This window comes from Vibrio sp. V09_P4A23P171 (genome assembly GCF_963875615.1).
In the GTDB taxonomy this organism is placed as follows: Bacteria; Pseudomonadota; Gammaproteobacteria; order Enterobacterales; family Vibrionaceae; genus Vibrio; species Vibrio anguillarum.
Window position 1 is genome coordinate 19,467 of the sequence record NZ_CAWNMR010000025.1, and the last position, 10,007, is coordinate 29,473.

Sequence of the window (10,007 nt, forward strand, 5' to 3'; positions counted from 1 at the left end):
TGCTCTGCCTATCAATGTTAGATTATGATCGAGAGATCATTTTAGGTACGAAAAATAGCTTTCAAGAAATTCTTCAAAACTTTGAGTATCGTGTTGTTCTATCTGTTGCTGAGCGGCTCGAGAACGCAGCACTTCCTCTTCCATCACAGACTCAGAATAAGTTTGATAGTGATGTGCCAGGTTGGCTTGTCGGTATTCGGTTCCTAATGCACAACCCACCTTACCGAGCCCGCCAAACTGTTTAGTCTGTTCAAGTAGTTGGGCGGAAAAGGTTAATTCTGGATTATCAATCCACGAGCTTAGTTTCTCGCATACGGCTTGGTATGCGTTGCCACCACAAGCGTTATCCATTACTTGCGCTATTTTGCGTAAGTCATCGAATACATTATGCGCCCACGCTTGCAGCGTCAGTTTCTCACCGCGACAGCCAATTTGTAACTCTAAACCTAGTTTACGACCTTCTAAAATCACTTTATTCCAGTTATCTCGCCAACATGCCAGCTCACAATTGTCCATCGGATCTGAATCTGAAAGAGCTGTCCAAGTGAGGAACAGATCGAGAAAACGCACTTGATCTTCAGTAATACCAATCGGGCTAAACGGGTTTACGTCTAACGAACGCACTTCGATGTATTCGACTCCGCCTCTCTCTAACGCTTGTGACGGCTTTTCGTCATTTTTGGCCACACGTTTAGGACGGATCGGTGCATAGAGTTCGTTTTCTATCTGCAAAACATTGCTGTTGAGCTGACGATGTTCACCATCGACATACACGCCTAGTTCTGCAAACTCTTTTGATGGAGTGCGGATCGCCTGATTCAACCCTCCTAGATATTGATCCAAGCTATTAAAACCAATTTGCAAGCCACTTTGCGCGCTATTGGTATAACCTAAATCACTGAGACGCAACGAGGTAGCATGAGGCAAATAAAGCGTTTTACCAATATTTTCAAATGGCAGATGGCTTTCACGTCCGCGCACAAACGATGAACATAACGCAGGTGATGCGCCAAAGAAATAGGGAATAAGCCAGCCAAAACGGTAGTAATTACGAATCACACCAAAATAGGCTTCCGATTTTGTCTCAGTACGCTGGGATTCAGTTTGCTCGCCATGCAAGGCATCCCAAAATGATTCTGGAAATGAAAAATTGAAATGCACGCCAGAAATGATCTGCATTAAGCTGCCGTAACGACGCTTTAAGCCTTCTCGATAAAGGGTTTTCATTTTACCCGTATTCGATGAACCATATTGCGCCAGTTCGATATCATCTTCGCTGCCAACATAACAAGGCATAGAAAGCGGCCACATCTTTTCGTCACCCAATTTGGTTTGAGCAAAATGGTGAATATCCGCCAGTTGTGAGAGTAAAGTCGGCACGTCATGAGAGACTGGTGTAATAAATTCAAGCAATGACTCCGCAAAATCAGTGGTGATCCAACGGTTGGTTAATGCGCTGCCGAGTGCTTCTGGATGAGGAGTCAGAGCTAACGAGCCTTCTGGGGTATAGCGTAACGTTTCACGCTCAACGCCTCGGCCAAACTGCTTAAACACTTCTGATTTTTTAGTGACTTGTTCAAGTCGTGCGGCAAAATTAGTCAAAATAATGATTCGCTTATAGGTGAATGATCCGAATGAAAGCGGCTCTAACTCAGCAAGAGAGTAGAATGGAGGCAAACAATCTGCCCCCTATAAATGTGTACTCTAGCGGATGATTTCAAGCTCTTCTACGGGAATATCTAATTTTTCAAGTTGTGGCTTCAACGTTTTCGCATCACCCACCACGATAATTTGATACTCTTGTGGTGCAAACCATTTAGCGGCGAGTTTATTGAGCGTTGATTTTTTTACGTTTTCTACCAGTTCATTTCGTTGCTGTAGGTAATCATCATCCAAACTATAGGTCAAAATATTACTAAGCAACTGCGCTTTTTGTGATGGTGTTTCATACGTCAGTGCATCTTGTTGGCCGACAGCAAGGCGCATAAATTTTAGCTCTTGGTCGGTTAAGCCACTTTGACTGAATGTTGCCATCTCTTTTTCTATTTCAACGATTGAAGCTACAGTGGCATCAGCACGCACTTGAGCATTGAAAACGATAGCGCCCACTTCTCGATTGCTCGCGAAATAACTCCCAGCGCCATAGGTGTAGCCTTTATCTTCACGCAAATTCTGATTAATGCGGCTGTTAAAGTTACCCGCTAAATTGAAGTTAGCCAGTTGGCTGAGAAAAAGCTCGCCAGTGGCATCGAAAGGCAACCCTTTTCGCACAAAACGGACGATGCTCTGCGGCGCATCAGGCTTATCAACCAGATATATCTTCCGCTCTGTCAGTGGGTTCACTACTTGGGGACGTAACAAAGGAGAAGCTTCACCGCGCCACTGCCCTAAAAAGGTTAACTGTTTAGCGACCTCTTTTTTGGAAATATCGCCAACGACAACGATTTGCGTACCATGTGGCGTGTAATGTTTCGCATAAAAGCGTTTTACATCTTCTAATGTTAAATCGTTTAGTGATTGCTCAGTACCTTCACTTGAACGCGCAAAAATAGAGTTGCCAAACAGTATTTGACGAGTAGCTTGTGAAGCAAGCCATCCCGGTGTTTGATGCTGATAAACCAACCCTTCCAGCATCTGCTGCTTCAGCCGTGTAAAATCACTCTCTTTGAAAGCAGGATGAAATAAAACTTCTTCAACCACATCCAATGTTGCTGCAACATTCTTCTTCAAACTAGAGACCATAATACTGGTCGAATACTCATTGGCAGTAACACTGATAGTCGAACCTAACGTGTCGAGTTGAGCTTGAATGGCTTCCACTGAGCGTCGAGTTGAGCCTTCTTCAAGTAGCGCCGCGGTTAAATTAGCTAACCCTTCTTTGCCACGCGCGGCATGTCGCTCTCCTGCTGGTAAATTGATATTAATTAGCACGGTCGGCGTTTCGCTGGTTTGTGTGGCTAATAACTCAATACCGTTATCAAAATAGAGTTCATACAGTGTCGGCATTTGTGCTTTCACACCTTTTGCCACAGAAGGCATGATTGAGCGATCAAATTGATCTTCAACCTGGCGATAAGCCAATTGATCTTCGGTTATCGTTTGATGCTCGGGCAGCACTCTTTTAGGGGGTACGAAATTAGCTTTTTGAACGGCAAGCTCGGCTTTATGTGTAGGCACAACACTTAAGGTAACCTTATGTTGATGAGCAATGAAGCGCTGATAAGCCTGTTGAATTGACTCTGGGGTGACCGCATGAATCTGAGCTAATTGCTGCTCTAGGCGATCAGGCTGCCCATAAAACGTTTCGTTGGACGCAAGCTGCGTCACTTTTCCAGATACGCTTTGCAGCGCAAAGACCGCATTCGCTTCCGCCATACCGGTAATTTGATCAAGTCGACTCTGATCTACCCCTTGCTGTTCAAACTGACTGAGTGTTTGCATTAACTCTCGATACAAAGGAGCAAGCTGAGCCTTTTCGCCCGAAGGGGCCATAGCATAAACATAGAAGGTACAAGCCAATTCGGCGCAATCTTGGAATGCACCCGCATTGACGGCTTTTTGAGTTTTGACCAACGCTTGGTAGAGATAACTATTGGTACCGCTGCCTAACACTTTGGCAAGCGCATCTAACGAGGCTTGACTTTGAGCACCGCGATATTCTGTTGGCCAGCCCACCACAACCATAGGTTGCTGAATGCGATCTTCCAAGGTAATGAAACGATCTTGCGCCAACAGGGCCGGCTGTTTAGGTGCGTTATCAACAGCTGGGCCTGCCGGTATGGTGCCAAAATATTGATTAACCCATTCAAGTGTTTGCTGAACATCAATATCGCCACCAATGGTCAGCACCGCATTATTCGGCCCATACCAACGTAAGAAAAACGCTTTAAGATCGTTGACGTCCACTCGGTCAAGATCTTCTACATAACCAATGGTTTGCCATGAATAAGGGTGTCCTTCGGCATACATCGCCTCCGCCATTTTTTCCCACATCAAGCCATAGGGGCGGTTGTCGTAGTTTTGTGCGCGTTCGTTTTTTACTGTGTCACGTTGGATCTCAAATTTACGTTGAGAAACCGCGTTGAGTAAAAATCCCATCCGATCAGATTCGAGCCACAACACTTTTTCTAGCTGATTTGAAGGCACGGTTTGGTAATAATTAGTACGGTCACGGTTGGTACTCCCATTCATGGTTCCTCCCGCTTCGGTGATCAAACGAAAATGTTCTTGATCGCCAACGTGCTCCGTTCCTTGAAACATCATGTGTTCAAAGAAATGAGCAAACCCTGATTTTCCAACCTCTTCACGTGCCGAACCCACATGATAAGTGACATCGACATGCACTAAAGGATCTGAGTGATCCGGTGAGAGCACGACAGTAAGACCATTATCGAGCTGATATTTTGCATAAGGGATCATCACTTTTTCTGGTTGAGCATCCACTTGCTCAATCAGCGTAACCCCTTTCGGTAATGATGAAAAAAAAGCGATAGGTGCGACCGTTGATGAACAGCCATAAATGGCAATAAGAGAAAGGGCACCTAGCCAAATTTTTCTCATAACAGCTCCTTAGAAAAAACCATAGAATACAGCGGCAAGCATGATGTAACGCAGTGCTTTGCCGATCAAAATAATGACAAAAGTAGGTAAAAATTTCATGCGTAGCCAACCTGCGGCCAAACAAAGCACATCACCCACCACAGGTAGCCAACTAAATAAGAGAGCCCAATAACCATATTTATTGAGCCAAGCTAACGCTTTATGACCGTGCTTTTCGCTTTCAGTTCGATTAGGCAACCAGATACCGAGCCAATAGTTGGTCAGACCGCCGAGGGTATTGCCAGCGCTTGCAACGGCGATAACCCAAAATACGGGAAATTGATTCAGGCTTAATGTGGCGAACAAACTCGCTTCTGAGCTTCCCGGTAATAAGGTAGCACTGAGAAAACCACTAAAAAAAAGCACCCACAGCGCAGAGCCAGCAAACCAATACGAGAGCGGTTCCAAATAGGTGCTAAAAATGTCTAACATTTCATATCAAGAAGAACTTTGCCTCGAGTATGGCCTGTTTCAATCTGTTGATGAGCAGCAGCCACTTCCGCCATCGGATAAACAGCTTGAATTTCCGTTTTCAATAAGCCAACGCTGACCATATAAAGCATGGTATCAAGCTGTTCAGGATTAGGATCAACTAACATGCCTGTGGCTTCAAAACCAAGTAATTTTGCTTTTTCACAAATAAGCTCAGCACTTAGAGTCGGAACAGTAACGACACGCGCATGATCTTTCAAGCATTTCAAAGCGTCGAGAGCCGCATCACCCCCGACTAAATCAATCAGCACATCCACTTCTTCTAAACGCTGTGAAGCAGGAGCAAAATTGTAATTAATCGCATGAGCACCAAGAGTCGCTAAATAATCCAAATTTTGTTCGCTGCACGTGGTATACACTTCGGCTTTTGCTGCTAAAGCAATTTGTACCGCTAAGTGCCCGACACCACCGGCGCCCGCGAGGATCAATACGCGATCCCCCTCTTTCACTTGCGCTTTATTTAGGGCTTGCGCCGCCGTTTGCCCTGCCAGTGGCAGCACCGCTGCGGCTTCTAAGGTCACAGCATCAGGAACAAGGCTGAGTTCACTTTCTGCCACACACAAATATTGGCTGTAACCGCCACCACGCAACGGAAACCCAACAAAGCCCGCCACATTATCTCCAATTTGAAAGCGGCGATTATCTTCCCCCACCTCAACAACTTGTCCAGAAATATCGTAACCTGGCACCCATGGCAGCTTATCTTTGTTTTGCGCTGCAGCCCACCCCAGACCCGCCCGAGTTTTTACATCAATAGGGTTTACACCAGCAAAAGCCACTTTCACTAACACTTCGCCAGCTTTAGGTTGAGGAACGTCACTGGTTTGAATAACGAGCACCTCTGGTCCACCAAACTCAGTAATTGCGATCTGTTTATTATCCATGTCAAACTTCCCTATTGATAAAAAGAAAGGGATGCCTCAGCATCCCTTTGAATATATACCATTTTATTGCTTCTAGTTAATCTTTAGCTCGCAAAATAACCATCAGCTCGTCTAGGCTTAGCCAACAAGAGCAAGCAAAACACCTGCTGCAACAGCAGAGCCCAGTACACCTGCTACATTTGGCCCCATGGCGTGCATCAGTAAGAAGTTCTGTGGATTAGCTTCAAGCCCCACTTTGTTCACTACTCGCGCCGCCATCGGTACCGCAGACACACCTGCAGCGCCAATAAGAGGATTAATATCCTCTTTCGAGAATTTATTAAGCACTTTCGCCATCAACACACCACCAGCCGTACCAATACTGAAAGCAATAGCACCGAGCGCCAAAATACCTAATGTTTCCAAGTTCAAAAACTTATCAGCCTGCAGTTTAGAACCAACGCCTAAGCCTAAGAAGATAGTAACGATGTTGATCAGTTCATTTTGCGCTGTCTTGGATAGACGCTCAACCACACCCGATTCACGCATTAAATTACCTAGACAGAACATACCCACTAATGGCGTTGCTGACGGTAAAAATAGAATCGTCATCAATAGCACCGCCAAAGGAAACAGTATTTTTTCTGTCTTCCCAACGTGGCGTAGCTGAGCCATTTTGATTTTTCGCTCTTCAGGTGTTGTAAGTGCCTTCATAATCGGTGGCTGAATGATAGGAACTAATGCCATATAGCTATAAGCCGCCACAGCGATTGCACCTAATAAATCCGGCGATAATTTACTGGCAAGGAAAATAGCGGTTGGGCCATCGGCTCCACCAATGATGGCGATGGACGCAGCATCGGCCATGGTAAATTCCATACCCGGTACATAGTTGAGTAATATCGCACCAAACAGGGTGGCGAAAATACCAAACTGAGCGGCCGCACCTAGCCATAACGTTTTAGGGTTTGCAATCAACGCCCCGAAATCGGTCATCGCGCCCACGCCCATAAAAATCAGCAGTGGAAAAACGCCCGTCTCAATACCAACATGATAAACGTAATAAAGCAGACCGCCGGGTTCGGTAAAACCCGCATTCGGAATATTCGCTAAAATCGCACCAAAGCCGATCGGCAATAACAGCAGTGGCTCAAAGCCTTTGCGAATAGCCAAAAACAGCAGTAAACAACCGACCAAAATCATGCAGATTTGGCCTAGCTGAAAATTAGCGATCCCTGTTTCAGACCATAAGGTCAGTAATCCGTCCATGGTTCTCCCTTACGCTAAGCTCAGCAATGGTGCACCAACAGTCACAGCATCACCCTCTTTGACATGAAGATCTTGAACAATACCGCCACGTGCCGCACGGATCTCGGTTTCCATCTTCATCGCTTCCAGAATCACTAACACATCCCCTTCTAACACCTCAGAACCAGCTTGAACATTCACTTTAAAAATGTTGCCAGCGAGTGGTGAAGGAACGGCTTCTGCATTGTTACTTGCTGGCACGCTTGGTGACTGTGCTGCTTGAGACTGGCTGGCAGAAATCGAGCTAAGCTGGCCTTGAGGCCCCACTTCAACCGTGTAAATTTGCCCATCCACTTTAACACTGTAGGTTTCAATACCACCTTTTGTCACAACGGTAGCAGGTGTAGGTTTGGCTGACTCCAAGGTTGGCGCAGGCTCAAATGCATCCGGATTGTGACGATTTTTCAAGAACTTCAAACCGACTTGTGGGAACAATGCGTAAGTCAGAACATCATCCACCGTATCTGCCGCTAATGAAATTCCCTCTGCTTTTGCCTTTTCGAGCAATTCAGTGGTCAACACGGCCATTTCTGCATCCAACAAATCGGCTGGACGGCAAGTGATCGGCGTAAGATTACCCAACACCTTGGCTTGCAACTCAATATTCACTGGCGCAGGCGTTGCACCGTATTCACCTTTTAATACCCCTGCAGTTTCTTTCGTGATGCTCTTATAGCGCTCACCAGTAAGGACGTTGATCACCGCTTGTGTTCCCACGATTTGAGATGTTGGAGTCACAAGGGGAATGAAACCTAAATCTTTTCGCACACGAGGGATCTCTTCAAGAACCTCATCAAGGCGATCGGCCGCTCCTTGTTCTTTTAGTTGACCTTCCATATTAGTCAACATACCACCAGGAACCTGCGCAATAAGAATACGAGAATCGACACCTTTTAACTGCCCTTCCCATTTAGCGTATTTCTTACGCACTTCACGAAAATAAGTGGCAATCGGTTCAAGCTGTGTCAGGCTCAGGCCCGTATCACGCTCGGTTCCTTCAAGCATAGCGACCACTGTTTCGGTTGGTGTGTGCCCGTAAGTTTGGCTCATTGAAGAGATAGCGGTATCCAAAATATCGATACCAGCTTCTACCGCTTTAACGGCTGTTGCCGCTGAAAGACCAGTCGTTGCATGGCTGTGCAGCGCTAAAGGTACGGCACAAGAGGATTTAATACGGGTGATCAGATCTTCAGCTTCATACGGCTTGAGCAACCCAGACATATCTTTAATACACAAAGAGTGGCAGCCGAGATCTTCCAACCGCTTGGCAAGATCAACCCAAGTATCTGAATTATGAACAGGGCTAGTAGTGTAAGACAGTGTACCCTGCGCGTGTGCGCCAACATCAATTGTCGCTTTAACCGCTTTTTCAAAATTGCGAACATCATTCATCGCATCAAAAATACGGAAAACATCCATACCATTCGCGTGAGCTCGTTCGACAAACTTTTCAACAACATCGTCAGCATAGTGGCGATAGCCTAGTAAATTCTGGCCGCGTAGCAACATTTGCATTGGGGTATTGGGCATCGCTTGCTTAAGCGAACGTAAACGCTCCCATGGATCTTCACCGAGAAAACGGATACAAGCATCAAACGTTGCTCCTCCCCAAGTTTCCAGTGACCAATAACCGATCTTATCGAGCTCTGCTGCAATAGGCAGCATGTCTTCGATACGCATGCGCGTGGCAAATAGTGACTGATGGGCATCACGAAGGACCACATCCGTAATAGCTAGTGGTTTAGACATGCTCATAAACTCCTTTTCATCCTTTCTATGCTATTTAGCTAATGCGCGGTGCTGATGCACTGCTGCAGAAATTGCCGCCACAATTTGCGGGCTCACAGCTGAAGGGGTTGGTTGAACTTTTCGATGTTGAATCGGCGCTGCGATCGGTTGTGGTACTTCTTCAGGTACCAAGGTTGACATTAACCGAACGAGATAAACGAGAATAGTTAGAAAAATAAAGACTACAGCCATCCCCGTAATCATAAGGGTGGCGGCGTCAACTAATAGGCTTCCAATAGTAGTCATGTTGCTTCCTTTCTGTGTCATCCTGACAACAATTGCTACGCATTTTTACAAATGCGATCTTGGCAAGTGGACTAGGATTATCTCGATTGGTTAATAATTGTCAATTTTGTTTAAGGGACTCTTGTAGATAACACACAAAATCGGCGAACAATTACTCACACAAATCACAAAACTCTGAATTTTCTCTATTAAGAAGGGCATTTAACTAGCCAATACGGCTACGTTAATCAAAAAATGATGCAGATACTGAGAGGGAGTTAAAACATTGCAGATTAACAAGATAAAACAAATAGTTGCCATTTTCAATTTAACAAAATAGCAACAAAAAACCAACATAAAAAAAAGCCCCGCACAATGCGAGGCTTCTTAATAGATGGCGCGCTCAGGAGGATTCGAACCTCCGACCGCCTGGTTCGTAGCCAGGTACTCTATCCAGCTGAGCTATGAGCGCGCAAGGTTTTGATATTAATCAGCGATAATCGTTAACAATATCAGGGTCAATGACCCTTTGAATAAGTGGCGCGTCCTGGAGGATTCGAACCTCCGACCGCCTGGTTCGTAGCCAGGTACTCTATCCAGCTGAGCTAAGGACGCGCAGAGTTAATGACAGTATCACTAACTTTAAATAAGTGGCGCGCTCAGGAGGATTCGAACCTCCGACCGCCTGGTTCGTAGCCAGGTACTCTATCCAGCTGAGCTATGAGCGCGCAA

The 10,007-nt window shown here is 45.7% G+C and carries 7 protein-coding genes and 3 tRNA genes; all 10 read right to left on the reverse strand.

The annotated features are described in order from the left end of the window. Positions 1-36: 36 nt before the first annotated feature. Positions 37-1,602, reverse strand: coding sequence for a glutamate--cysteine ligase (gene gshA / locus AACT23_RS09720; protein ID WP_094127982.1), 1,566 nt, complete (start codon positions 1,600-1,602; stop codon positions 37-39). Between the two features lie 102 nt (positions 1,603-1,704). Further along, positions 1,705-4,560 (reverse strand): M16 family metallopeptidase, encoded by a 2,856-nt coding sequence (locus AACT23_RS09725; RefSeq protein ID WP_094127978.1) that lies wholly within the window; start codon positions 4,558-4,560, stop codon positions 1,705-1,707. A gap of 9 nt (positions 4,561-4,569) precedes the next feature. Beyond that, entirely contained in the window at positions 4,570-5,031 is a 462-nt protein-coding gene (locus AACT23_RS09730) for a YqaA family protein (protein WP_013857698.1), read from the reverse strand. Next, positions 5,025-5,975, reverse strand: coding sequence for an NADP-dependent oxidoreductase (locus tag AACT23_RS09735; RefSeq protein WP_017045772.1), 951 nt, complete (start codon positions 5,973-5,975; stop codon positions 5,025-5,027). The genes AACT23_RS09730 and AACT23_RS09735 overlap by 7 nt, the downstream gene beginning before the upstream one ends. 117 nt (positions 5,976-6,092) lie before the next feature. Next, complete coding sequence (locus AACT23_RS09740; RefSeq protein WP_013857700.1) at positions 6,093-7,223, reverse strand: sodium ion-translocating decarboxylase subunit beta; 1,131 nt, start codon at positions 7,221-7,223, stop codon at positions 6,093-6,095. A gap of 9 nt (positions 7,224-7,232) precedes the next feature. Further along, complete coding sequence (gene oadA / locus AACT23_RS09745) at positions 7,233-9,011, reverse strand: sodium-extruding oxaloacetate decarboxylase subunit alpha (protein WP_094127980.1); 1,779 nt, start codon at positions 9,009-9,011, stop codon at positions 7,233-7,235. 30 nt (positions 9,012-9,041) lie between these two features. After that, positions 9,042-9,296 carry an oxaloacetate decarboxylase subunit gamma gene (locus tag AACT23_RS09750; RefSeq protein WP_038148642.1) on the reverse strand — a complete coding sequence of 85 codons (255 nt, stop codon included), beginning with the start codon at positions 9,294-9,296 and terminating at the stop codon, positions 9,042-9,044. Positions 9,297-9,670: 374 nt separating this feature from the next. Next, positions 9,671-9,747, reverse strand: a tRNA-Arg gene (locus AACT23_RS09755). 66 nt (positions 9,748-9,813) lie between these two features. Then, positions 9,814-9,890 (reverse strand) — tRNA-Arg (locus tag AACT23_RS09760). Positions 9,891-9,926: 36 nt separating this feature from the next. After that, positions 9,927-10,003 (reverse strand) — tRNA-Arg (locus AACT23_RS09765). Between the last annotated feature and the right edge of the window lie 4 nt (positions 10,004-10,007).